This window comes from Nocardia sp. NPDC057227, from assembly GCF_042669725.1.
GTDB lineage: Bacteria > Actinomycetota > Actinomycetes > Mycobacteriales > Mycobacteriaceae > Nocardia > Nocardia asteroides_A.
Genome location: NZ_JBHUXA010000005.1, coordinates 120,777 through 142,759, shown reverse-complemented (window position 1 = coordinate 142,759; position 21,983 = coordinate 120,777). Strand labels below are relative to the sequence as shown.

At 71.7% G+C, this 21,983-nt stretch carries 21 protein-coding genes; 13 read left to right on the top strand and 8 right to left on the bottom strand.

Annotated elements, in window-relative coordinates:
• Positions 1-155: 155 nt before the first annotated feature.
• Positions 156-584: a hypothetical protein gene (locus ACFUJ1_RS10260; RefSeq protein ID WP_378644513.1), complete on the top strand. Its 429-nt coding sequence runs from the start codon at positions 156-158 to the stop codon at positions 582-584.
• Between the two features lie 494 nt (positions 585-1,078).
• On the opposite strand, the gene ACFUJ1_RS10255 is transcribed toward ACFUJ1_RS10260, so the two are convergent.
• Positions 1,079-1,852 (bottom strand): hypothetical protein, encoded by a 774-nt coding sequence (locus ACFUJ1_RS10255; RefSeq protein ID WP_378644511.1) that lies wholly within the window; start codon positions 1,850-1,852, stop codon positions 1,079-1,081.
• A gap of 251 nt (positions 1,853-2,103) precedes the next feature.
• Positions 2,104-2,292 carry a hypothetical protein gene (locus ACFUJ1_RS10250; protein WP_233021328.1) on the bottom strand — a complete coding sequence of 63 codons (189 nt, stop codon included), beginning with the start codon at positions 2,290-2,292 and terminating at the stop codon, positions 2,104-2,106.
• On the opposite strand from ACFUJ1_RS10250, the gene ACFUJ1_RS10245 reads away from it, so the two are divergent.
• The 3 genes from ACFUJ1_RS10245 to ACFUJ1_RS10235 all read left to right on the top strand — a co-directional run bounded on the left by ACFUJ1_RS10245 (position 2,219) and on the right by ACFUJ1_RS10235 (position 5,413).
• Entirely contained in the window at positions 2,219-2,815 is a 597-nt protein-coding gene (locus ACFUJ1_RS10245) for a fasciclin domain-containing protein (RefSeq protein WP_233021180.1), read from the top strand. The genes ACFUJ1_RS10250 and ACFUJ1_RS10245 overlap by 74 nt on opposite strands.
• Positions 2,816-2,892: 77 nt before the next feature.
• A complete protein-coding gene (locus ACFUJ1_RS10240) occupies positions 2,893-3,750 on the top strand; it encodes an anti-sigma factor domain-containing protein (RefSeq protein WP_378644510.1) in 858 nt (285 codons plus the stop codon).
• 94 nt (positions 3,751-3,844) lie between these two features.
• On the top strand, positions 3,845-5,413 hold the full coding sequence (locus tag ACFUJ1_RS10235; protein WP_378644508.1) for an FAD-binding oxidoreductase: 1,569 nt from the start codon (positions 3,845-3,847) through the stop codon (positions 5,411-5,413).
• 36 nt (positions 5,414-5,449) lie between these two features.
• Here the strand turns inward: ACFUJ1_RS10235 and ACFUJ1_RS10230 are convergent, their stop codons facing one another.
• Together ACFUJ1_RS10230 and ACFUJ1_RS10225 are read right to left on the bottom strand one after the other, a co-directional pair.
• Entirely contained in the window at positions 5,450-6,295 is an 846-nt protein-coding gene (locus ACFUJ1_RS10230; protein WP_378644507.1) for a cyclase family protein, read from the bottom strand.
• 228 nt (positions 6,296-6,523) lie between these two features.
• Positions 6,524-8,989: a phosphoketolase gene (locus tag ACFUJ1_RS10225; RefSeq protein WP_378644505.1), complete on the bottom strand. Its 2,466-nt coding sequence runs from the start codon at positions 8,987-8,989 to the stop codon at positions 6,524-6,526.
• A 198-nt stretch (positions 8,990-9,187) separates the two neighbouring features.
• On the opposite strand from ACFUJ1_RS10225, the gene ACFUJ1_RS10220 reads away from it, so the two are divergent.
• From ACFUJ1_RS10220 to ACFUJ1_RS10190, 7 genes are all read left to right on the top strand, one after another.
• Positions 9,188-9,754: an FKBP-type peptidyl-prolyl cis-trans isomerase gene (locus ACFUJ1_RS10220; protein ID WP_378644504.1), complete on the top strand. Its 567-nt coding sequence runs from the start codon at positions 9,188-9,190 to the stop codon at positions 9,752-9,754.
• Positions 9,755-9,811: 57 nt separating this feature from the next.
• Positions 9,812-9,934 carry a hypothetical protein gene (locus ACFUJ1_RS10215; protein ID WP_378644502.1) on the top strand — a complete coding sequence of 41 codons (123 nt, stop codon included), beginning with the start codon at positions 9,812-9,814 and terminating at the stop codon, positions 9,932-9,934.
• 45 nt (positions 9,935-9,979) lie between these two features.
• Positions 9,980-11,383 (top strand): trigger factor, encoded by a 1,404-nt coding sequence (tig, locus tag ACFUJ1_RS10210; RefSeq protein WP_378644501.1) that lies wholly within the window; start codon positions 9,980-9,982, stop codon positions 11,381-11,383.
• A 196-nt stretch (positions 11,384-11,579) separates the two neighbouring features.
• Positions 11,580-12,167, top strand: a complete 588-nt coding sequence (locus ACFUJ1_RS10205; protein WP_233016497.1) for an ATP-dependent Clp protease proteolytic subunit — start codon at positions 11,580-11,582, stop codon at positions 12,165-12,167.
• A gap of 68 nt (positions 12,168-12,235) precedes the next feature.
• On the top strand, positions 12,236-12,904 hold the full coding sequence (locus ACFUJ1_RS10200) for an ATP-dependent Clp protease proteolytic subunit (protein ID WP_378644500.1): 669 nt from the start codon (positions 12,236-12,238) through the stop codon (positions 12,902-12,904).
• A 388-nt stretch (positions 12,905-13,292) separates the two neighbouring features.
• Positions 13,293-14,573, top strand: a complete 1,281-nt coding sequence (gene clpX / locus ACFUJ1_RS10195) for an ATP-dependent Clp protease ATP-binding subunit ClpX (RefSeq protein ID WP_378644499.1) — start codon at positions 13,293-13,295, stop codon at positions 14,571-14,573.
• A gap of 199 nt (positions 14,574-14,772) precedes the next feature.
• A complete protein-coding gene (locus ACFUJ1_RS10190; protein ID WP_378644497.1) occupies positions 14,773-15,198 on the top strand; it encodes an STAS domain-containing protein in 426 nt (141 codons plus the stop codon).
• A 106-nt stretch (positions 15,199-15,304) separates the two neighbouring features.
• Here ACFUJ1_RS10190 and ACFUJ1_RS10185 read toward each other — a convergent pair whose 3' ends face one another.
• Entirely contained in the window at positions 15,305-15,679 is a 375-nt protein-coding gene (locus ACFUJ1_RS10185; RefSeq protein WP_378644495.1) for a nuclear transport factor 2 family protein, read from the bottom strand.
• Positions 15,680-16,008: 329 nt separating this feature from the next.
• Here ACFUJ1_RS10185 and mihF point away from each other — a divergent pair, with 329 nt between their 5' ends.
• The gene (gene mihF / locus ACFUJ1_RS10180) at positions 16,009-16,323 is read left to right on the top strand and encodes an integration host factor, actinobacterial type (RefSeq protein WP_067654521.1); all 315 of its coding nucleotides are present in this window, start codon (positions 16,009-16,011) and stop codon (positions 16,321-16,323) included.
• 19 nt (positions 16,324-16,342) lie between these two features.
• The gene (locus tag ACFUJ1_RS10175) at positions 16,343-16,753 is read left to right on the top strand and encodes an NUDIX domain-containing protein (RefSeq protein ID WP_378644494.1); all 411 of its coding nucleotides are present in this window, start codon (positions 16,343-16,345) and stop codon (positions 16,751-16,753) included.
• Positions 16,754-16,957: 204 nt separating this feature from the next.
• Here the strand turns inward: ACFUJ1_RS10175 and fdhD are convergent, their stop codons facing one another.
• Genes fdhD through ACFUJ1_RS10160 form a run of 3 tightly spaced genes read right to left on the bottom strand, consistent with a single transcriptional unit; the run spans position 16,958 to position 21,911 of the window.
• Entirely contained in the window at positions 16,958-17,809 is an 852-nt protein-coding gene (gene fdhD, locus ACFUJ1_RS10170; protein ID WP_378644492.1) for a formate dehydrogenase accessory sulfurtransferase FdhD, read from the bottom strand.
• Positions 17,806-20,115 (bottom strand): FdhF/YdeP family oxidoreductase, encoded by a 2,310-nt coding sequence (locus ACFUJ1_RS10165; protein WP_378644491.1) that lies wholly within the window; start codon positions 20,113-20,115, stop codon positions 17,806-17,808. The genes fdhD and ACFUJ1_RS10165 overlap by 4 nt, the downstream gene beginning before the upstream one ends.
• Positions 20,116-20,147: 32 nt before the next feature.
• Complete coding sequence (locus tag ACFUJ1_RS10160; protein ID WP_378644489.1) at positions 20,148-21,911, bottom strand: FHA domain-containing protein; 1,764 nt, start codon at positions 21,909-21,911, stop codon at positions 20,148-20,150.
• Between the last annotated feature and the right edge of the window lie 72 nt (positions 21,912-21,983).

Genomic DNA, 21,983 nt, shown 5'->3' with positions numbered 1-21,983 from the left:
ACGGCGGCCGGCTGGGTGCACTACGACGCCGGACGTTGGAGAGACGCCAGACGCTTCTGTGCCGACGCGGTGCAGGCGGCCACCGCCGGTGGTGACGGCAATGCTGTCGCACACGTCTGGATCTGGCCGCGATTCGCGAAGCGGAGGCGCTGAGTGTGATCGGCGACCGGACGGCGATGGTGGGAGCGGTCGACCGCGCGCACCGAGCGTACGAATCGACCCGGGGTCGCGGTCCGGCCTACCTCGCCCATTTTTCACGAGCACAACTGGATGGGCTGACTGGCTTGGCATTCATGCGGATCGGCGACCACGGCGAAGCCGCCACCTATCTGCAATCCGTTGCCGGCGGCTCTGTGGCTTACCCGCGCGAAGAGATCGCCTGGCAGATCCGCCGGGCCCAGAACTCGGTCCGAGCCGGTGCGATTTCTGATGCCTGCGAAGTGCTCATCGACAATTTCGCGGGCATCAGCAAGGTCGCCTCCACGCGGTTGCAGACAACGGCCGCCGACATCGCGAACGAGCTGCGCGGGCACGCAGCGGTGCCTGAAGTGCGGGCATTCTTCGGCCTGTGGACCGCGCGATGACTCAGCTGCTGAGGTTACTCGCGACTCGCGCGGACAGGAGTTCGTAGCGCTGGCGCGTGCGCTCGTACGAAAGGCAGTAGTCGCGGGTCGAGATGCAGCCTTCGGTCTTCGGTCTCGGTTCCGAGAAGCGGGTTGCGTCCGGGAACTGCTCGATCGTCAGATCGACGATCTCCCCGTCGACGAGGTTGAAATAATACGCAGGCGCTCACGGCACACTGGCCCTCGGCGCGGTTGTCCTCCGTCCAGTCGGCAGCGGCGCTCGTCTCCACCGACCAAGCGGATCGGATGGCCCGCGAGGGTCGATCCGGCTCGATCGACCATTATTGGTTGCTTACCTTCGAGCATGTGGATTGAGGGCTCAGCGTCCGGGCCGCGAAGTGTGAGCGCGTCGAGATTCTGGTGACGGAGGTCGCCTTGGTGGCGCTGGAGCGCCGCGACTTCTCGTACCGGTGGGATGTCGTCGCCCGAATCGGGCTGGGCTGCGGATAAGGCGATCAGACGCGGTCCAACTCGTACAACCGCGATCCGCCCGCGTCGTAGACAACGAGGTGGTCGGCGGCGAGGAACTCGAGTTCGTAGTGCGAACTGTCCGCGGACTGCCGGACCACCAGCGCGTAGCGCCCGGCGGGATCGGGCGCGATGGCGAGGGTGCAGTTGGCGGCGGTGCCGAAGCCGGTGCAGGTGCCGCCGTTGGTGGTGAAGATCTTGGGGGCGGTGCCGTCGGAGGGGGTCCAGGTGCCGATGAGGGCGTCGGGGCCGGCTTTGCCGGTGCCTGCGGGGCCGGTGGCGGCGGAGCTCGGCGGGGCGGATTCGGTGGTGGGGAGATCGCTACCGGTGATCAGGCCGATGACTCCGGCGACGAGGACGATGGCGGTGGCGACGAGCGCGGCGGCGACGGCGGGGCGGGTACGGGCCTGAATCAGGAGCCTGGTGCGGAGTCCGGGGGCGGGGAGGGGGGCGGGGAGGGGGGCGGGACTGCCTGCGGCGGCGTGCAGGGCGGCGGCGAAGGCGGGGTCGGCGCGGATGGTGTCGGCGATGGTGCGGACGGCGTCGGCCCTGGTGCGGCCGGTGACGGCACCGCGCTCGGTCCCGGCCTCGACCAGGAGCCGCTCGACCGCTTCGCTGCCGCCGAGCCGGGCGACGACGACGGCGTGCACCCGGTCCATCGCGCGATCGAGAGCCTCGCCGGTGTACCCGGACGGGGCCAGCCGCCGGTCCCTGCCCGCCGCCCAGGCGATCAGCAGGCCGACGACGATCTCTGGTCCCATGGACGTCCTCCCGATGCGGTCCCGAACCCACATCGTGTGCGGCGCGGCGCGCGCCCGGTATCCATCGAACTCTCGATACCGCTCGCCCGCGGGCGAGCAACGGGCCGGTGCCGATCCAAGCGGGCTGCCGCCCCGAATTCGATGGGGGTGGGTTGCGTGACTATGCGTCGACTGTGCGTCGATTTGCGAAGAATCTCCGGGAATCTCGGGAGAAACCCATCCATCCGTCGCGGTAGCGCGAACTCCGTGCATCAATCAAAGTACGGCTCGGTGCGTGGGCCGTCCCGGAAGATGTGGATGACGATGATCCGAACGAAGCAACGAACAGTACTGGTCGCGTCGATGCTGACGGCCGCGGTGCTGGGGATGTCGGCCTGCTCGGACGACTCCTCGGATTCGGCGTCCTCGACGTCGACGTCGGCGCGCTCCTCCTCGGCCATGACCACCACGACGGGTGCGATGAACGCCGGCGCGAACCCGGTCGGCCCGGGCTGCGCCGAGTACGCCGCGCAGGTGCCGAGCGGCGCGGGCTCGGTGTCGGGGATGGCGCAGGACCCGGTCGCCACCGCCGCCTCGAACAACCCGCTGCTCAAGACGCTGACGCAGGCTGTCTCCGGGCAGCTGAACCCGCAGGTGAACCTGGTGGACACGCTGAACGGCGGGCAGTTCACCGTGTTCGCGCCGGTCGACTCGGCCTTCGCCAAGATCGACCCGGCCACCATCGAGTCGCTGAAGACCGACTCGGCGACGCTGACCAAGATCCTCACCTACCACGTGGTGCCGACCCAGGTCGCGCCGGACGCCATCGCCGGCACGCACACCACGGTCGAGGGGCAGACGCTCACCGTCACCGGCACCCCCGACAACCTGAAGGTGAACGACGCCGGGGTGATCTGTGGCGGCGTCAAGACCGCGAACGCCACGGTCTACCTGATCGACACCGTGCTCATGCCGCCTGCCTGATCAGGCGAACACCGGGAAGCACGGGTCGGATCGGCCCGTGCTTCCCGGCGTGCAGGCGCTGGACGACTGGAGCTTCGATGAGCGACCCGGAGCCGGCCCGGCCGGACCTCCTCGACCTGGCGTACCCGTACGCGCTGGACGCGGTCGCCGAGATCGAGCGCAGGCACATCGATGACCGGGTGCGCGCCGCCGATTCGGCGACCGCCGCCGAGTTCATCGCGCTGGTGCACGGGGTGCGCGAGGCCATGGCGCTGGTCGGCGCGCTCGACTCGCGGCGGCCGCCCGCACACCTGGAGCACGCGGTGCTGCGCGCCATCGACGCGGCGGTGAGTGGTGCCGTACGCACCGCGACCGATGCCGTAGCCACGTCGGCGAGCGAGCTGCGCGTGGCCGCGGGCGAAGTCGCGAAGCAGCGGTGCCGTGCCGACTCTCGGCGGCGGCTCGGAGCCGCGAACCCGCGCCGCCCGACCCGCGCGCAGCGGCTCGGCACCTCGACATTCCTCCCGATCGCGGCGGCCGCCGCACTGGCCGTGCTGGCCGGGCTCGGCGCCGCGATCCTGTTGCAGCAGCAGGAATCCACCCCGCCCGCGGCGCTGCGCGCGGACACCGTGCTCGGCCAGCCGGACGTCAGGGGCCGGGCCGCCGAACTGCCCGCGGGCGGCACCCTCACGGTCACCTCGTCGGCGCGGCTCGGCGCCGCCACCGTCTCCTTCGCGGCGCTGCCGGAGCCGCCCGCCGGGCACTGCTACCAGATGTGGCTGCTCGCCGCGGACGGCACGCCGCGCTCGGTGGGGGTGATGGACCACGCGCCGACGCCGGGGTCGAACGTGGTGCTGCGCACCGGGGCCGATGACGCGCTCGCGGTGACCGTCGAACCGGCACACGGCTCCGCGCTGCCGACCGGTATCCCGCTGGTGCGCATTCCGCTGGCCTGAATCGTCCCCCATGTCGGCGCTGATGCCGGACCGCAACCCCGCCGGTGGGTTAGCGTGTCGCGTGGTTCGGCCGACAGCGATGACAGGGGAGAAAATGGCGGTAACCCGTCGACGGTTCCTGGGTGCGATGGCGCTCGGGGGAGTGGCGACGACGGTCGGCATGCCGGTCGCGGCGGCGGCGGAGCCGGAGGTGCTCGGCGCGGGCGACCCGCGCTACCTGCCGCTCACCATGCGCGGCTACAACCGCCGGTTCACGGCGCGGCCGTCGAAGATCTTCCTGCCCGGCGACGCGGAGCAGGTCCGGCTCGCGGTGGAGCGCTCGCTCGGCGAGGGGCTCACCCTCGGCATCCGCTCCGGCGGGCACTGCTTCGACGACTTCGTCGACAACGACCGCACCCGCTCGCTCATCGATCTGAGCAAACTCTCCGGCATCGGCTGGGACGCGGGGCACGGCGCCTTCTCGGTCGGCCCCGGCGCCGAACTCAGCGCGGTCTACCAGGCGCTGCACCCGTGGAACGTCACGCTGCCCGCTGGCATCTGCCTCGCCGTCGGAATCGGCGGGCACGCCTGCGGCGGCGGGTACGGCCCGCTCTCGCGCAGCCGCGGGCTGGTCGCCGACCACCTGTACGGCGTCGAGGTGGTCACCGCGAACGCGGACGGCACCGCGAGCCTCGTCCTCGCCACGAAGGACGGCCCGCACAGCGACCTCTGGTGGGCGCACACCGGCGGTGGCGGCGGCAATTTCGGCATCGTCACCCGCTACCTCTTCCGCTCGCCGGACGCCGACGGCAGCGACCCGGCCCGCGCGCTGCCCCGCTTGCCCGGCGGCATGCTGCACGGCAGGCTGCTGCTCCCGGTCACCACCGAGGAGTCGTTCGTCCGCTTCCTCGGCAACTACCTGGCCTTCCACGAGCAGCACCGCGCCCCCGGCGACCCCTTCGCCGGGCTCTACGCGCCGCTCAACTTCCGCACCGACGTGGTCGCCAGTGCCGAGGTGCTGATCTTCTTCGACGCCGACGCGCCGGACGCGCGGGCCAGGGTGGACGAGTTCGTCGCGGCGATCACCGCGGGAGTGACGCCGGGGGCGGTGGTGCAGCCGATCGAGCGCAGCTCGTACGCGGACACCGTCGCGAAGGTGTACTACCCGAAGGGCGCGGTGTACCCGCGGGTCAAGGTGAAGGCGGCGTACCTGCGCAAGGCGTACGACACCGAGCAGTTGCGGGCGCTCTACCGGCACGTCACCAACCCCGGGGTGGTGGGCGAATCGCAGCTGGAGTTCCTTCCCTTCGGCGGGGCGATCAATGCCGTCGCGCCGGAGGCGACGGCCTTCCCGGCTCGGGACACCATGATGAAGATGCTGATCCACGCGGCGTGGCGGTCGCCCGGTGACGACGAGCGGTTCCTCGGCTGGGCGCGGGAGATGTACCGCGACGTGTACGCGGGGTCCGGCGGGGTGCCGGTGCCGGGTGAGGCGCACGGGGGTAGCTACATCAACTACCCCGATCCGGATCTCGCCGATCCGCGCTGGAACAGCTCGGGGGTGCCGTGGCACGCGCTGTACTACGGCGGCAACTACGCGCGGCTGTTCGAGGTCAAGCAGCGGTACGACCCGGCCGGGGCGTTCCAGCACGCGCTCTCGATCGGGCGGCCGGACTGGTCGTGATTCCGCGCTCTCGACAGGCTGCCGGACCGGTTCCGGTCAGGTGAGCGCGAGTACCCGGCAGGGGCCGCCGGTGCCGCCGGTGTGTTTCGGCGCGCCGACCACCACCGTCGCGCCCGCGGTGGGTGCCGCTGTCAGGTTGGCCAGCATTTCGACGCCGTAGCGGCCGCTGCCCAGGATCGCGGTGTGCGCGGGGCTGTCCCCGGCCGCCCCGCGGTCCAGGCTGAGCGTGTCGATGCCGAAGCCGACGACGCCGCACTCGGTGATCAGGTGGGCGGCGGCCTCTGGCGTCCAGCCGGGGGTGCGCTGGGTGCCGGTGGCGTCCAGGTTGAGGAAGGTGGCCGGTTCGCCAAGCCGCGATTCCCAGCCGGTGAGCGCGGCGACGAAGGCGCGCTCCGGGATGTCGCCGTGCGCGGCGCGCCAGGCGTCGATGTCGGCGACGGTCACCGCGGCGTCGGGGTCACCGGCCACGCGGGTGCGGATGTCGAGAACCACGAGCGGGGCCACCAGGTCCGCAGGGGCGATCAGGTCGACGCTGCCGCCGCCGGGGACGCGGTGCAGCGGGGCGTCCACGTGCGTGCCGGTGTGTTCCCAGTAGGCGATGGCGTTCTGGGCGAAGCCGCCGCGCTCGTAGGTCGCCACCGGGACGGCGGCGAACGGCGGGTTGCCCGGCCAGACGGGGAGGTTCGGGCCGAGCGGGTGGGTCAGGTCGAGGACCACGCCCGATCTGGCCGCGGCCGGTCCGGCGGCGGCCACGGTAGCCGCGCCGAAGGCGGCCAGCCCCGCCCCGAGCAGCGCCCGCCTGCGCGGCACCCCGGCGCCCGGTGCCTCCCCGCCTGGGCGAACGCCATCCGGCGCGGCCGTGCTGTCACCCTCGGCTCCCACAGAGCGGGTGCCATCGGGCGAACCCAAATTCGGACCCGCGTCGACGCTGCCGGGCGAACCGGCCGCCGCCGCGCGAGCACTCCCCGCCGTGGAGCGGCGATTCCCGCGCGCCATGTCGTGCGCGAACCGGACGATCCGGGGCGCGCACATCAGCGGCGTCCCGGCCGCAGTACGGAACTCATGCCGGACACCCTAGGCGGACCGGTCGGTCGGCGGCGGTACCTCGGCTCAGAGACTGACGTCGGGCCAGCTCCACTCCGCGACACACGGAATGTCCTCGCCGTGCTCGCGGGTCCAGGCCCGGGCGCGGAAGCGCGCGTCCACCATCTCCTGGCGCAGCCCGGCGGCGCGCTCGCGCAGCTCCGGCACCCGGTCTATGACGTCGGTGACCAGGTGGTAGCGGTCAAGGTCGTTGAGCATCACCATGTCGAAGGGCGTGGTGGTCGTGCCGTTCTCCTTGTACCCGCGCACGTGCAGCCCGTCGTGGTTGGCGCGCCGGTAGGTGAGCCGGTGGATCAGCCAGGGATAGCCGTGGAAGGCGAAGATGACCGGGCGGTCGCGGGTGAAGAGCGTGTCGAACTCGCGGTCCGGGAGCCCGTGCGGGTGCTCCTCGCGGGGTAGCAGCCGCATCAGGTCGACCACGTTCACCACCCGGACCCGCAGCTCGGGTAACCGCTCGCGCAGGATCGCGGCCGCGGCGAGCGTCTCCAGCGTCGGCACGTCGCCCGCGCAGGCGAGCACGACGTCGGGGCTGCTGCCCGCGGTGTCGCCGTTGCCTGCCCACTCCCAGATGCCCGCGCCGCGCGCGCAGTGCGCCGCCGCGTCGTCGACGGTGAGCCAGTCCGGCGCCGGCTGCTTGCCTGCCACCACCACATTCACCAGGTGCCTCGAGCGCAGGCAGTGGTCGTAGGTGGCGAGCAGGGTGTTGCCGTCCGGCGGCAGGTAGACGCGGACGATCTCCGGCTTCTTGTTCAGCACCACGTCCAGGAATCCGGGGTCCTGGTGCGTGAAGCCGTTGTGGTCCTGCCGCCAGACGTGCGAGGAGAGCAGGTAGTTCAGGCTCGGCACCGGGCGCCGCCACGGCACCGCCGCGCTGGCGTCCAGCCACTTGGCGTGCTGGTTGAACATGGCGTCGACGATGTGGATGAAGGCCTCGTAGCAGGTGAAGACGCCGTGCCTGCCGGTCAGCAGGTACCCCTCGAGCAGCCCCTGGCACAGGTGCTCGGAGAGCACCTCGATCACCCGTCCGCGGCGGTCGAGGCCGACATCGAACTCGCCGACCTCGGCCTGCCAGTCCCGGCCGGTCACCTCCAGGATGTCCTGCAGCCGGTTGCTGGCCAGCTCGTCGGGGGCGAAGGTGAGGAAGTTGTCCGGGTTGGCCGCGGTGACGTCGCGCAGCCAGCCGCCGAGCACCCGGGTGGCCTCGTGCTCGGCCGCGCCGGGCGCGGGCACCTCGACGCCGTATTCGCGCCAGTCCGGCAGCCGCAGGTCGCGCACGAGCGCGCCGCCGTTGGCGACCGGGTTGGCGCTCATCCGGCGCTCCCCGGACGGGTTCAGCGCGTCCAGTTCGGGGGTGGGCGCCCCGGACTCGCTGAACAGCTCCTCCGGCCGGTAGGAGCGCAGCCACTGCTCCAGCACCGCGCGGTGCTCGTCGTCGCCGCGGGCGTTCGGCAGCGGCACCTGGTGCGCGCGGAACGTGCCCTCGACCCGGTCGCCGTCCACCACCGGCGGGCAGGTCCAGCCCTTGGGGGTGCGCAGCACGATGAGCGGCCAGGTCGGGCGGGCGGTGTCGCCGTCGCGCGCGGCGCGCTGGATCTCGGCGATCCGGTCCAGCGCGCCGTCCACCGCGGTCGCCAGCGCCTGGTGCACCTCGGCCGGGTCGTCGCCTGCCACGATCACCGGCTCGTAGCCGTAGCCGCGGAAGAGCGAGCGCAGCTCGTCCTCCGGGATGCGGGCGAGCAGGGTCGGGTTGGCGATCTTGTACTCGTTCAGCGCCAGGATCGGCAGCACCGCGCCGTCCCGCGCCGGATTGATGAACTTGGCCGAGTGCCAGCTCGCGGCCAGCGGCCCGGTCTCCGCCTCGCCGTCGCCGACCACGCAGAACACCGTCAGCTCCGGGTTGTCCAGTGCGGCGCCGAAGGCGTGCAGCAGCGAGTAGCCGAGCTCGCCGCCCTCGTGGAAGGAGCCGGGCGTCTCCGGGGCGCAGTGGCTCGGCACCCCGCCGGGGAAGGAGAACTGGGCGAAGAAGGCCGCCATGCCGTCGCCGTCCCGCGAGACGTGGCCGTACAGCTCGGAGTAGGTGCCTTCAAGCCAGGCGCAGGCGTTCGGGCCGGGGCCGCCGTGGCCGGGGCCTGCGACGAAGACCGCGCTGAGGTCGCGCTGCCGGATGGCCCGGTTGGCGTGCGTCCAGACCAGGTTCAGCCCCGGCACGGTGCCGAAGTGGCCGAGCAGCCGCGGCTTGATGTGCCCGGCCGCGAGTGGCTCGCGCAGCAGCGGGTTGGCCATCAGGTAGATCTGCCCGACCGAGAGGTAATTGGCCGCGCGCCACCAGGCGTCGAGCGCGGTGAGTTCGGCGCGGTCGAGCGGGCCGGGGGCGGCGCCGAGGTCGTAGGGGCGCGGCGCGATCGTCGCGCCGCCGCCGCTGTCGGTGTTGTCCGCCGAGGTGTCGCCTCCGGCGCTGGCCAGCCGCGTCATCCGCGGGCTCCTCCCGTGCGGCGCGAGGTCGGGGGCGCTCGTCGCGCCGCCCCGGGCTTCGCGGGTGTGAATCCATGGGCGGGTGCCGACCGCGCCGTCGGTCCCGTGGCCGAGCTACCCCTCGCCGGGGGCGCCAATCCGTTTTCGAGCGTAGCCCGGTGGCCCCGCGGCGGCGCGCCGGACGATAGGGTCCGCCACATGCGAATTCTCCGCAGGATCATCGGGATCGGCGCCGTCGCCGTGGCGGCGAGCGGGCTCGTCGCGTGCGGCTCGGACGATTCGAGCACCGCCACCGCGACGACCACCACCGCGCGGGCCGCGAGCTCCGCCGCGGCGGCGCCCGCGCCCAAGGGCCGCGAGTGCACCGCCGACGACATCGGCGTCGACGGCGGCTTCGGCACCGCGCCGGTCATCACGCTGCCGGACGACTGCGACCCGCCGAAGCAGCTGATCACCAAGGACCTGGTGCCCGGTTCCGGCCCCGGCGCGCAGCCCGGCCAGCAGCTCACCATGAACTACTCACTGGTGACCTGGTCGAACAAGAAGAAGCTGGACAGCTCCTTCGACCGCAACGAGACCTTCCCGCTCACCCTCGGCGCCGGTCAGGTGATCGAGGGCTGGGACACCGGGCTGGTCGGGGTGCAGCAGGGTGCCCGCCGGTTGCTGATCGTGCCGCCGGATCTCGGCTACGGTCAGGGCGGCCGCGGGATCGCGCCGAACGAGACCCTGGTCTTCGTGACCGACGCCGTGCAGATCGGCGGCTGAGCCCGCGACCACCCGCCGGATGCGGGGCCGCGCGAGTGGTCCACTACCCTTGTCGGGATGCCTGACGCCGCACCAGCGCTGTCCGGCGAGCGCGGGATCGCCACGGTCGACGGCCGGGGAGTTCGCTCGCGCCCGGCGGCGGGGGAGCGGCTGCCCCGCGCGGCGCGGCCCGGCGGGTGAGGTACGCGAAATGCCGACACCGAACGACGAACAAGGAGCATGTCCGTGAAGAGCACCGTCGAGCAACTGAGCCCGACCCGGGTCCGGATCAATGTCGAGGTGCCCTTCGAGGAGCTGAAGCCGGACTTCGACCGGGCCTACAAGGCGCTGGCCAAGCAGGTCCGGATCCCCGGCTTCCGCCCGGGCAAGGCGCCCGCCCGGCTGCTCGAGGCCCGCCTCGGCCGCGGCGCGATCCTGGAGCAGGTCGTCAACGACGCGCTGCCCGCGCGCTACAGCGAGGCCGTCACCACGGCCGAGGTGAAGGTCATCGGCCAGCCGGAGATCGAGATCACCAAGATCGAGGACGGCCAGGAGCTGGCCTTCTCGGCCGAGGTCGACATCCGCCCCGAGGTCGTGCTGCCCGATTACAGCTCGCTCTCGGTCACCGTCGACGCCTTCACCATCGACGACGACGACATCGACGAGCAGCTGCAGTCGCTGCGCCAGCGCTTCGGCACCCTGAGCGCGGTCGAGCGGGCCGTGCAGGAGGGCGACTTCGTCTCCATCGACCTCTCCGCCACCGTGAACGGCGAGGAGGTGCCGGAGGCGGCCACCACCGGGCTCTCGCACGAGGTCGGCTCCGGCCAGCTCATCGAGGGGCTCGACGAGGCGCTGATCGGCCTCTCGGCCGGCGAGTCCAAGGAGTTCACCACCAAGCTGGTTGCGGGCGAGCACGCCGAGCAGGAGGCCGTCGTCACCGTCACGCTGCAGTCGGTCAAGGAGCGCGAGCTGCCCGAGGCGGACGACGAATTCGCCCAGCTGGCCAGTGAATTCGACACCCTGGACGAGCTGAAGGACGACCTGCGCACCCGGGTCGAGCGGGTCAAGAAGGTGCAGCAGGCAGGCGAGATCAGGGACAAGGTGCTCGAGGCCCTGCTGGAGCAGGTCGAGGTGCCGCTGCCGGACGCCGTCGTGCAGGCCGAGGTCGACGCGCTGGTGCACGACGCCGTGCACGGCTTCGACCACGACGAGGCCAAGTTCGCCGAGTCGCTGGAGGCGCAGGGCAGCAGCCGCGAGGAGTTCGACTCCGATACCCGCGCGGCCGCCGAGAAGTCGGTGAAGACCCAGCTGCTGCTGGACGCCATCGCGGAGAAGGACAACACCCAGGTCGGCCAGGACGAGCTCACCGAGCGGATCCTGTTCCAGGCGCAGCGCTACGGCATGGCGCCCGAGCAGTTCATCCAGCAGGTGCAGCAGGCGGGCCAGCTCGGCGCGGTCTTCGCCGACGTGCGCCGCGGCAAGGCGCTGGCGGGCGTGGTCGGCCAGGTCACCGTGACCGACTCCGATGGCAACGCGGTCGACACCGGCGAGCTCTTCGGCGAGCCGGAGGCCGAGGAGGTCGACGTGGTCGAGACCGATGTGGTCGAGGCCGCCGACGCCGACGAGACCGCCACCGCGAAGGCGGAGTGACGCAAATGCCGCGAGCAGCGCGCCGCCGGGTGTGCGGTGTGATTGCGCTGTGAGCGAAGAGGGGCGGTACCGGGAGTTCGGTGCCGCCCTGCTTCGTTAATGTTTGTGACAGTGAAGCGATGGCTGTGTGGCGCATCAGCGACGAGCCGGTGAGAGAGGGCAGGTATTCGTGGAAAACAATCAGGCGGGGGTGCGCATGACATCCGCAACTGCTGGACTGAACCTCAGTGATTCGGTGTACGAGCGGCTGCTGCGCGAGCGCATCATCTTCCTCGGCACCCAGGTCGACGACGATATCGCCAACAAGCTGTGCGCCCAGATCCTGCTGCTGACGGCGGAGGATCCGACCCGCGACATCGCGCTGTACATCAACTCGCCCGGCGGCTCGGTCACCGCGGGCATGGCGATCTACGACACCATGCAGTTCGCCGAGTGCGACATCCGCACCGTCGGCATGGGGCTGGCCGCCTCCATGGGCCAGTTCCTGCTCACCGCGGGCACCAAGGGCAAGCGCTACGCGCTGCCGCACGCGCGGATCATGATGCACCAGCCGTCGGCGGGCATCGGCGGCTCGGCGGCCGACATCGCGATCATGGCCGAGCAGTTCGCGCACACCAAGCGGGAGCTGAACGAGCTGCAGGCGCAGCACACCGGCAAGTCGGTGGAGCAGGTCGCCGCCGACGCCGACCGCGACCGCTGGTTCACCGCGAAAGAGGCGCTGGAGTACGGCTTCGTCGACCACGTGGTCAGCCACGCGAACCAGGCCAACGGCGCAGGCGCCTGAGCGCCGCGCCGAGACAGACCCCGCCCGGACCCGGACGTCCGGCTGCCGCACAGACTTTGGAGACGAACATGGTCAACCCGACCGATCCGCGCGCCGGCCTCTCCGGCGTCGCTCCGCAGGGTGCGCAGTCGCGCTACATCCTGCCGTCCTTCATCGAGCACTCCAGCTTCGGCGTCAAGGAGTCGAACCCCTACAACAAGCTCTTCGAGGAGCGCATCATCTTCCTCGGCGTGCAGGTGGACGACGCCTCGGCCAACGACGTCATGGCGCAGCTGCTGGTGCTGGAGTCGCTCGACCCGGACCGTGACATCACGATGTACATCAACTCGCCCGGCGGCTCCTTCACCTCGCTGATGGCGATCTACGACACCATGCAGTACGTGCGCGCCGACGTCGCCACGGTCTGCCTCGGCCAGGCCGCCTCGGCCGCCGCCGTGCTGCTCGCCGCCGGCACCCCCGGCAAGCGCGCCTGCCTGCCGAACGCCCGCGTGCTGATCCACCAGCCGTCGCTGGAGGGTGGCATCCAGGGCCAGGTCTCCGACCTGGAGATCCAGGCCGCCGAGATCGAGCGCATGCGCAGGCTGATGGAGACCACCCTCGCCAGGCACACCGGCAAGGACGCGGACACCATCCGCAAGGACACCGATCGCGACAAGATCCTGACCGCCGAAGCGGCCAAGGACTACGGGATCATCGACACGGTTTTCGACTACCGGAAACTGAGCGCACAGAAGTGAACACCCGCCCTCGCGGCCGGACCCGTCGCTGTGACGGGCCCGGCCGCGGGGGTATCGGCGGGGTGCGCGGTGCCGGTCTCCGGTGAGAACACGCACACGCCGGGCGAGAAACATGCCCGAGTTGTCGACCTGCGTCGCAGATGTTGGGTACGGTCGACAACAGGGACCTCGGCTCCCGGTTGACAGCCTGGCTGTCGACATCGCCGCCCCGCCCGCCACACCGGTGGATCGACCGTCGTGACGACGAGTGTTCGCCTCGGCACCGAGCGTGTCGTGACGGCGGCGGGGCCGCAGCGCGGACGGACGTCGCCGCGGTGCGGACGAACGGCGGACAGCTGGCAGCCGGGAACAACGGTTGCACGCGGACAAGGAAGTAGGGACCCACGAGATGGCGCGCATCGGTGATGGCGGCGATCTGCTCAAGTGCTCTTTCTGCGGAAAGAGCCAGAAGCAGGTCAAGAAGCTCATTGCGGGACCAGGGGTGTACATCTGCGACGAGTGCATCGATCTCTGCAACGAGATCATCGAGGAGGAGCTCGCCGAGTCGAGCGAGGTGAAGCTGGACGAGCTGCCCAAGCCGCAGGAGATCCGGGACTTCCTGGAGAACTACGTGATCGGGCAGGACACCGCGAAGCGCACCCTCGCCGTCGCCGTCTACAACCACTACAAGCGGATCCAGGCGGGCGACAAGAGCCGGGACAGCCGGGGTGAGACGGTCGAGCTGGCCAAGTCGAACATCCTGATGCTCGGCCCCACCGGCTGCGGCAAGACCTACCTGGCGCAGACGCTGGCCAAGATGCTCAACGTCCCCTTCGCGATCGCGGACGCCACCGCGCTCACCGAGGCGGGCTACGTCGGCGAGGACGTCGAGAACATCCTGCTCAAGCTGATCCAGGCCGCCGACTACGACGTCAAGCGCGCCGAGACCGGCATCATCTACATCGACGAGGTCGACAAGATCGCCCGCAAGAGCGAGAACCCGTCGATCACCCGCGACGTCTCCGGCGAGGGCGTGCAGCAGGCGCTGCTGAAGATCCTGGAGGGCACCCAGGCCAGCGTGCCGCCGCAGGGCGGGCGCAAGCACCCGCACCAGGAGTTCATCCAGATCGACACCACCAACGTGCTGTTCATCGTGGCGGGGGCGTTCGCCGGGCTGGAGAAGATCATCTCCGACCGCACCGGGCACCGCGGCATCGGCTTCGGCTCCGAGGTGCGCTCCAAGGCCGAGATCGACACCGCCGACCAGTTCGGCGAGGTGATGCCGGAGGATCTGATCAAGTTCGGGCTCATCCCCGAGTTCATCGGCCGGCTCCCGGTCGTCGCCTCGGTGACCAACCTGGACAAGGAATCGCTGGTCAAGATCCTCTCCGAGCCGAAGAACGCGCTGGTCAAGCAGTACGTCCGGCTGTTCGAGATGGACGGCGTCGACCTGGAGTTCACCGACGACGCGCTGGAGGCGGTGGCCGACCAGGCCATCCTGCGCGGCACCGGCGCCCGCGGCCTGCGGGCGATCATGGAGGAGGTCCTCCAGCCCGCGATGTACGACATCCCCAGCCGCGACGATGTCGCCAAGGTGGTCGTCACGGCGGACACGGTGAACGACAACGTGCTGCCGACCATCGTGCCGCGCAAGCAGCAGCGCAACGAGCGCCGCGAGAAGTCGGCGTAGGTTTCCCGCGCTCCCCGGGCGAGCTGCTCGCCCGGGGCAGGCGGAAACATTCGGTGTAGCGAGGTCGCACAGCGGGTACTCGGTGGGGAAGGTTGAGATACACCAGCCCAGTTCCGAGGCATTCCTTTCGAGGCGCTGATCCCGGGGCGCTCCGCCCCGCCGACCCCGGTCGACGCGAACGCACAGGACCGAGGTCCTCATGATCGTTCTCGCCCCACCCCGTCAGCCCACCGCACCGCCGGCCCCCGCGGCCAAGCGCGGCAGCCCCGCAGACCGGCTCCGCGTCGCGGTCACCCACCCGGGCGCCGCCCTGACGCTCTGCGCCGTCGCCGGCGATGTCGACGGCTACACCGCCGAGATCTTCGCCCGCAGGCTCGGCACCGCGCTGGATCTGCCCGCCCCGCTGGTCGCGGTGGATCTCTCCAAGGTCACCTTCTTCGGCAGCGCCGGGCTGCGCGCGCTGCTCGACATCCGCGCCGAGCTCGAGGAAGTCGGGCGCTCGCTGTGCGTGCTGGCCGGTACCCCGTGCGTCGACCGGCTGCTGGCCGTCGCCGAGGTACAGCCTCCGCTCCGGACCGTGGCGGACCTCGCCGCGGCGGCCGCGCTGGCGGCGCGGACGAGCTAGCGCCGGACGGGCTGGGTGCCAGGTCGCGCCGGCGGCATGGCGGGTTCGTCCGCTAGCGGCTCGGCCGTGTGGCCGGCCCCGGCCGGGTCGGCCCTGACCCCGGCCCCTACCCCTCGACCTTCATGTCGTCCTGGCCCCAGTAGGCCCGCATGTGCGTGATCCGGCCGTCGGCGTCGAACTCCATGACATCGATCGGCGAGACCACGAAGCTCTGGTCGCCGAACTTCGTGGTCAGCGTGAACTGGAAGGCGGCGTGCCCCTCCACCGCGCGCACGGTGCCCTCAGCGAGCTCGGTCGAGCGCTCCAGGCCGGTGATGACGTCGTAGAACGCGGCGATCTCGGCATGGCCCTTCTTCGGCTCGGTGCCGACCGGATCCTCGATCACGGCGTCGTCGGCGTAGAGCGCCACGATATCCGCGGTCGAACCGGACCCGACCAGTTCGACGTACCTGAGCACCACGTCGCGGATCTGCTGTGCCATGCCAACCTCTGTTTCCGAGCGGAAAATGAAACGTGTTCTAGTTCGCAGGGTAGCAGTGTGCGCGGCAGGCTCGGTCCGGAACAGGAGTGGGAAGCGTCGTCGATTCCCTCGGGTTCGCCGTTGAACCCGGTGTTCCGATGCCCTACCCGAATGTCGGATTGCCGGGAGAGTGCGTTACCTCATATCGGTGCAGACGGGCTATGACGGCGGGATTCATCGCGTTCGCACCGCGTTTTTCCGGTGTGTCGGCCGTTCGGCGCCGATCCGGTGCTGTCTAATCGGTCCGGTTGATTCAGATGTTCGATGTGACGAGTGAAAGCGGAGGAGAAATGGCACTGCCCACGATGACCGCCGAACAACGCTCGGAAGCGCTGGCCAAGGCGGCGGCGGTTCGGAAGGCACGCTCGGAGCTGATCGGCAAGGTGAAGTCCGGCAAGGTGAGCGTCGCCGATCTCCTGAAGAAGGCGGACTCGGACGAGCTGGTCAAGAAGACCAAGGTGGCCGCCGTCATCAAGGCACTGCCCGGGGTCGGCCCGGTCAAGGCCGCGAAGCTGCTCGACCAGGCCGACATCCCCGAGGACCGCCGGATCGGTGGCCTCGGTGCGCGGCAGCGGGCCGCGCTGCTCGACGCGCTCGCTCCCTGACGCACTACATTTTCCAGGTATGACCGGGGAATCGACGCTCACCTCCGTGGCCTGGCTCTGCCTGCGGGAGCGCAGGCTGCTGGCCGTCCGGACCGAAGGCAGGGACGCCTTCTACCTGCCGGGCGGCAAGCCGGAGCCGGGGGAGACCCTGGCCCGCGCACTGGTACGCGAAGTGCGCGAGGAGGTCGGCGTCGACCTGGAACCGCACGGGATCACGCCCGTGGTGACGATCACCGCGCCGGCCCACGGGCTTCCCGGGACCCTGGTCGAGATGCACTGCTTCACCGCGCCGGGGCACGGGGTTCCCGCCCCGGCGGCGGAGATCGCGGAGCTGGCGTGGTTCGGGCCGGAGGACGCGCATCGCTGCGCCCCCGCCGTGGTCAAGGCGCTGGAGCATATCTCCGCGCGAGGCGCTTGGTCGGGGTTCTGACGGCCGGGAAGCGCTACCCGGCGAACTGCGAGCAGCTCACCCACCCGTGATTTCCCGGGCAGCCTGCCCACTCGTGATTTCCCGGGCAGCCTGCCCGCGCGTGATTCCCGGGTTGTCCGCCCGCGCGTGATGCCCGGGTGCGCGCCTTGCTGACCTGCCGCATTGCGCGGCAGCGGAGGTGCGGCGGTGACTACCCCGGCAGGCTCAAGATGGGCGCGCCGAGGTCTCGAGGCGCTGCTCGTCGGCGGTGCGGATGCGCTGCTCGCCCGCGTAGATGTTCATGGTCTCGCCGCGGAGGAAGCCGACGAGGGTGAGGCCGGACTCCACGGCCAGGTCCACGGCGAGCGAGCTCGGGGCGGAGACCGCGGCCAGCAGCGGGATCCCGGCCAGCACCGCTTTCTGGACCAGCTCGAAGGAGGCGCGGCCGCTCACCACGAGCAGCAGGTCGTACAGCGGCACCCGGCCTTCGCGGAGCGCCCAGCCGACCACCTTGTCCACCGCGTTGTGCCTGCCGATGTCCTCGCGCACGCAGACCACCTCGCCCGCCGGGGTGAAGAGCCCGGCGGCGTGCAGCCCGCCGGTGGCGTCGAAGACCGACTGCTCGGCGCGCAGCGCGTCCGGCAGCCCGGCCAGCACCTCCGGCGGGACCACCGGGCCGTCGCCGGTCAGCGGGTACGCGGTGCTGGTCTGCACCTGGTCCAGCGCGGTGCGGCCGCAGAGTCCGCAGGCACCGGTGGTGAGCACCTTGCGGGCGGGGATCGCCGCCGCGTGCCGCAGCTGCACGTCCAGCACGTTGTAGGTGTTGCGGCCCTGGTCGTCGGTGCCGGCGCAATACCGCGCGCTCACCACGTCGTCGCCGGTCGCGATGACGTTCTCGGCCAGCAGGAAGCCGTGCACCAGGTCGAAGTCGCTGCCCGGCGTGCGCATGGTGATGGTGAGCGACTGCCCGTTCACCCGGATCTCCAGCGGCTCCTCGACCGCGAGCGAATCCGGCCTGGTGATCTGCCCGGCCGGGGTGATGCGGCGCATCCGGCGGCGCGCGGTCACCCGGCTCACGCGGGGGCTCCGACGTGCACGTGCGGCTCGATCCGGATCACGACCGCCTTGGAGACCGGGGTGTTCGAGCCGGCCGCCACGTGGTCGAGCGGGACCAGCGGGTTGGTCTCGGGGTAGTAGGCGGCGGCGTTGCCGCGCGGGGTCGGGTAGGGCACCACCCGGAAGGCGACCACCCGGCGCTCGACGCCGTCGGTGAACTCGGAGACCAGGTCGACCAGCTGCTCCGGCTCCAGGCCGAGCCCGGCGATGTCGTCCGGGTGCACCAGCACCACCCGGCGCGCGTTACGCACGCCGCGGTAGCGGTCGTCCAGGCCGTAGATGGTGGTGTTGTACTGGTCGTGGCTGCGCAGCGACTGCAGGATCAGCCGCCCCTCCGGCACCGGGAGCCAGGTCAGGTCGTTGACCCCGAAGTTCGCCCTGCCGGTGCCGGTGTGGAATTCGCGCGCGTCGCGCGGCGGGTGCGGCAGCTGGAAACCGTTGCGCGAGCGCACCTTGGCGTTGTAATCGGCGCAGCCGGGGACGACCCGGGCGATGGCGTCCCTGATCCGGTCGTAGTCGCGGCGGAACTCGCCCCACGGCACCGGGTGCTCCGGGCCGAAGAGCTCCGCCGCCAGCTCGCAGACGATGGCGACCTCGCTGCGCAGCTCTCCGCTCACCGGCCGCAGCCGCCCGGTGCTCAGGTGCACCATCGACATGGAGTCCTCGACCGACACCTGCTGCCGCTCGCCGCCCTGCAGGTCGGCGTCGGTGCGGCCGAGGGTGGGCAGGATCAGCGCGGTCCGGCCGTGCACCACGTGGCTGCGGTTGAGCTTGGTGGAGACCTGCACGGTCAGCCCGCAGGAGCGCAGCGCGGCCTCGGTGACCTCGGTGTCCGGCGAGGCGGAGGCGAAGTTGCCGCCCATGGCCATGAAGAACTTCGCCCTGCCGTCACGCATGGCCCGGATGGCGTCGACGGTGTCGAAACCGTGCGTGCGCGGGCTGGTGATGCCGAGCTCGCGGTCGAGCGCGGCGAGGAACGGCTCCGGCATCCGCTCCCAGATGCCCATGGTGCGATCGCCCTGCACGTTCGAGTGGCCGCGCACCGGGCAGACCCCGGCGCCCGGCTTGCCGATCATGCCGCGCAGCAGCAGCAGGTTGGTGGCCTCCTCGATGGTGGCGACGCCGTGCGCCTGCTGGGTCAGCCCCATGGCCCAGCAGATGATGGTGCCGCGCGACTCGGCCAGCCGCTGCGCGGTGCGCTCCAGCTGCGCGCGGGTCAGCCCGGTGGCCTGCTCGACCTCGGCGAGGTCGGCCGCGCGGGCGTGGCGCTCGTACTCGGCGAAGCCCGCGGTGTGCCGCTCGATGAACTCGCGGTCGAGCACGGTGCCGGGCGCGCGGTCATCGGCCTCGAAGAGCAGCCGGGCCAGGCCGCGGAAGAGCGCCATGTCGCCGCCGAGCCGGATCTGCAGGAAGTCGTCGGCGATCTCGACGCCGGTGGTCAGGCCGCGCGGGGTCTGCGGGTCGCGGAAGGCGAGCAGCCCGGCCTCCGGCAGCGGGTTCACCGCGACCACGGTCGTGCCCGCCTGCTTGGCGTCGCTCAGCGCGCTGAGCATGCGCGGGTGGTTGGTGCCCGGGTTCTGCCCGGCCACGATGATCAGGTCGGCCTTCGGGAAGTCGTCGATCGAGACCGAGCCCTTGCCGATGCCGATCGAGCGGGTGAGCGCGGTGCCGGAGGACTCGTGGCACATGTTCGAGCAGTCCGGCAGGTTGTTGGTGCCGTAGGCGCGGACCAGGGCCTGGTAGAGGAAGGCGGTCTCGTTGGCGGTGCGGCCGGAGGTGTAGAAGACCGCCTCGTCCGGGGAGTCGAGGGCGCGCAGGGCCGCGGCGACCAGGCGATATGCCTCGTCCCAGGCGATCGGACGGTAGTGGGTGTCGCCCTCGCGCAGCACCATCGGGTGCGTGATCCGGCCCTGCTGGCCGAGCCAGTACCCCGACTTGCCCGCCAGGTCGGCGATCGAGTGCTCGGCGAAGAACGCCGGGTCGACGGTGCGCAGCGTGGCCTCCTCGGCCACCGCCTTCGCGCCGTTCTCGCAGAACTCGGCGGGCCGCCGGTGGCCGGACGGCTCCGGCCAGGCGCAGCCGGGGCAGTCGAAGCCGTGCACCTGGTTCAGCCTGGTCAGGGTGCGGGCGGTGCGGACGACGCCCATCTCCTCGACCGAGCGCTTCAGCGCCACCGCCACCGCCGTGACCCCGGCCGCCTGCTGCTTCGGCGCGCTGACCTCGAGCGCGGCTTCGTCGATGTCGGTCCGCGGGCTGTTGCGATGCATACCCGACACTATCCGCCAAATCGTGGGATGTGTCAGTGCGGTTGGTCGGGGAGGTAGGTGAGGACCCGGTCACTGATCCGCACCCGTGCCCCCGGCGGGAGTTCGGTGCGGTCGGTGCCGATGCGCGCCCACTCGTCGGTGCCCGGCGCCGCGACGAAGGTGCCCGCGCCGGTCCCGGCGTCGCGGACGAAGACATTGCCGTTGTCGATGTCGACGTAGGCGTGCACCCGGGAGACGTGCCGGTCGCGCGGGAGCACCAGCGGCGCGGCGACGGCGGCCTTGACGGCGGCGTCGGTCTGCGGGCCGCGGCCGATGACGTACGGGCGGTCCAGCGGATACGCGGTGCCGTCCACGAGCAGGGCGCCGAGCGCGCCGCTCTCCGGGTCCGTCACCACCGGCATCACCCTGGTTCCGCTGCCCGTCGCCTTGCGCAGTGCCACCCGGCCCTTGGCGTCCCGGCCCGGGGCCTCGCCCTGGCGCGGGGGGAACATGCGGGCGGACGGGGGTGCGCTGCCGGTGTGCGGGGCGAAGGTGTGTGGGCCGTCCGGGACCTGGGACCAGGCGAGGGGGCGCGGAGGGTCGGGCCGGGGCGGGGCCTTGGCGGTGGGGTCGACGTCGGCGTTGTCCGGGAAGGTGTGGCCGGTGGGCAGGGGTGCGCCGGCCGGGGAGTTGGCGCTCGCGGCCGATGTTCCGGCCGGGGAGTGGCTGGTGGCGTAGGGCGTTCCGGCCGGGCTGTGGCCCGTCGGGGTTCCCGCGGCTGCCTGCGATCCGGCGGCGTGGCCGGTTGCCGGCGATCCGGCGATGTGGCCGGTTCCCGGTGATCCGGCGGCGTGGCCGGTTGCCGGTGATCCGGGGGCGTGGCCGGTTGCCGGTGATCCGGCGGGAGCGTGGCCGGTGGCTGCGGCGGTGTGGCCCGTTGCGGCGGGGGACCCGGCGGCGGTGTGGCCGGTCGCGGGGGCGGGTCTCGCGTGGCCGGTCGCGGGCGCGGCGTCGGCGACGGAGTAGGTGGGCGCGGGCGGATTTCCCGCGGCTGCGTGGCCGGTGGCCGGCGACGACGCTGCCGCGTGACCGGTCGCGGGACGGTTGCCCGCTGCTTTCTGCCTTCCCTTGCCGACCCGGACGGTCGTGCCGGGCTCGGCGAGCGAGGCCGTGCCGGGCAGGGCGGCTTCCGCGGCGGTGGCCGGACCCGCCGAGACAGCGGGCCCGGCGCCGGTGGGCTCGGGGGTGGCGACGAAGCCGGAGGCCTGGGTAGGGGGCGGCTCCGTCGGCCCAGCGGCGGGTTTCGGGGCGCGCCGGGTGACGGCCTTGCGCCCACCGACCTTGCGCAGGGCCGCGCGCAGCACGAAACCGCCGCCGGGCACCACACCTTCGCGCAGGTCGCTGTGCGCGGCGACAGTGAGCGGGAACGCCTCGTCGGGGCCGACCGAGACGGTGCGCACCGGCTCGCGGACGATCTCGTCGACCCAGGTGAAGGCGCGCTCACCGGAGAGCGTGCGCACCCCCTCCGCGCCGTGCAGCTGCGCGCTCACCGGCCCGCGGAGCAGTAGCAGCGTGCCGTCCGGAGTCGGCGCGACAACGCCGAACGGCGGCGGCTCCGCGCTCCCGGCGAAGACCACGGCGGCGAGCCGCTGCGCGATAGCGGGCCCGGGCCGCTCGCCATCGGCGGCCGCGCGCACGGCACCCAGGATCCGGTCGGTGGCGGCGTTCGCGCTCGCGAGGAAGACGACGACCCCGCCGAAGCGGGCGACGAGCCCCGCGCCGGGAACGATCCCGACGGTGGACGTTTCACTGCGCATTCGCGCCCTCCTTCCCGGGACATCCCCAGCCAGCATAGAGGCGGGCCCCTGGCCCCGAGCCCGGTCGGCGGG

What these genes read in the sequence shown, in the direction of transcription:
- clpX (WP_378644499.1), top strand. Translation starts at nt 13,293, where the DNA reads ATGGCGCGCATCGGTGATGGCGGCGATCTGCTCAAGTGCTCTTTCTGC.
- ACFUJ1_RS10225 (WP_378644505.1), bottom strand. Translation starts at nt 8,989, where the DNA reads ATGACGCGGCTGGCCAGCGCCGGAGGCGACACCTCGGCGGACAACACC.
- ACFUJ1_RS10235 (WP_378644508.1), top strand. Translation starts at nt 3,845, where the DNA reads ATGGCGGTAACCCGTCGACGGTTCCTGGGTGCGATGGCGCTCGGGGGA.
- mihF (WP_067654521.1), top strand. Translation starts at nt 16,009, where the DNA reads ATGGCACTGCCCACGATGACCGCCGAACAACGCTCGGAAGCGCTGGCC.
- ACFUJ1_RS10240 (WP_378644510.1), top strand. Translation starts at nt 2,893, where the DNA reads ATGAGCGACCCGGAGCCGGCCCGGCCGGACCTCCTCGACCTGGCGTAC.
- ACFUJ1_RS10185 (WP_378644495.1), bottom strand. Translation starts at nt 15,679, where the DNA reads ATGGCACAGCAGATCCGCGACGTGGTGCTCAGGTACGTCGAACTGGTC.
- ACFUJ1_RS10175 (WP_378644494.1), top strand. Translation starts at nt 16,343, where the DNA reads ATGACCGGGGAATCGACGCTCACCTCCGTGGCCTGGCTCTGCCTGCGG.
- ACFUJ1_RS10190 (WP_378644497.1), top strand. Translation starts at nt 14,773, where the DNA reads ATGATCGTTCTCGCCCCACCCCGTCAGCCCACCGCACCGCCGGCCCCC.
- ACFUJ1_RS10160 (WP_378644489.1), bottom strand. Translation starts at nt 21,911, where the DNA reads ATGCGCAGTGAAACGTCCACCGTCGGGATCGTTCCCGGCGCGGGGCTC.
- ACFUJ1_RS10200 (WP_378644500.1), top strand. Translation starts at nt 12,236, where the DNA reads ATGGTCAACCCGACCGATCCGCGCGCCGGCCTCTCCGGCGTCGCTCCG.
- ACFUJ1_RS10250 (WP_233021328.1), bottom strand. Translation starts at nt 2,292, where the DNA reads ATGGCCGAGGAGGAGCGCGCCGACGTCGACGTCGAGGACGCCGAATCC.
- ACFUJ1_RS10165 (WP_378644491.1), bottom strand. Translation starts at nt 20,115, where the DNA reads ATGCATCGCAACAGCCCGCGGACCGACATCGACGAAGCCGCGCTCGAG.
- ACFUJ1_RS10215 (WP_378644502.1), top strand. Translation starts at nt 9,812, where the DNA reads ATGCCTGACGCCGCACCAGCGCTGTCCGGCGAGCGCGGGATCGCCACG.
- ACFUJ1_RS10220 (WP_378644504.1), top strand. Translation starts at nt 9,188, where the DNA reads ATGCGAATTCTCCGCAGGATCATCGGGATCGGCGCCGTCGCCGTGGCG.
- ACFUJ1_RS10205 (WP_233016497.1), top strand. Translation starts at nt 11,580, where the DNA reads ATGACATCCGCAACTGCTGGACTGAACCTCAGTGATTCGGTGTACGAG.
- ACFUJ1_RS10245 (WP_233021180.1), top strand. Translation starts at nt 2,219, where the DNA reads ATGTCGGCCTGCTCGGACGACTCCTCGGATTCGGCGTCCTCGACGTCG.
- ACFUJ1_RS10255 (WP_378644511.1), bottom strand. Translation starts at nt 1,852, where the DNA reads ATGGGACCAGAGATCGTCGTCGGCCTGCTGATCGCCTGGGCGGCGGGC.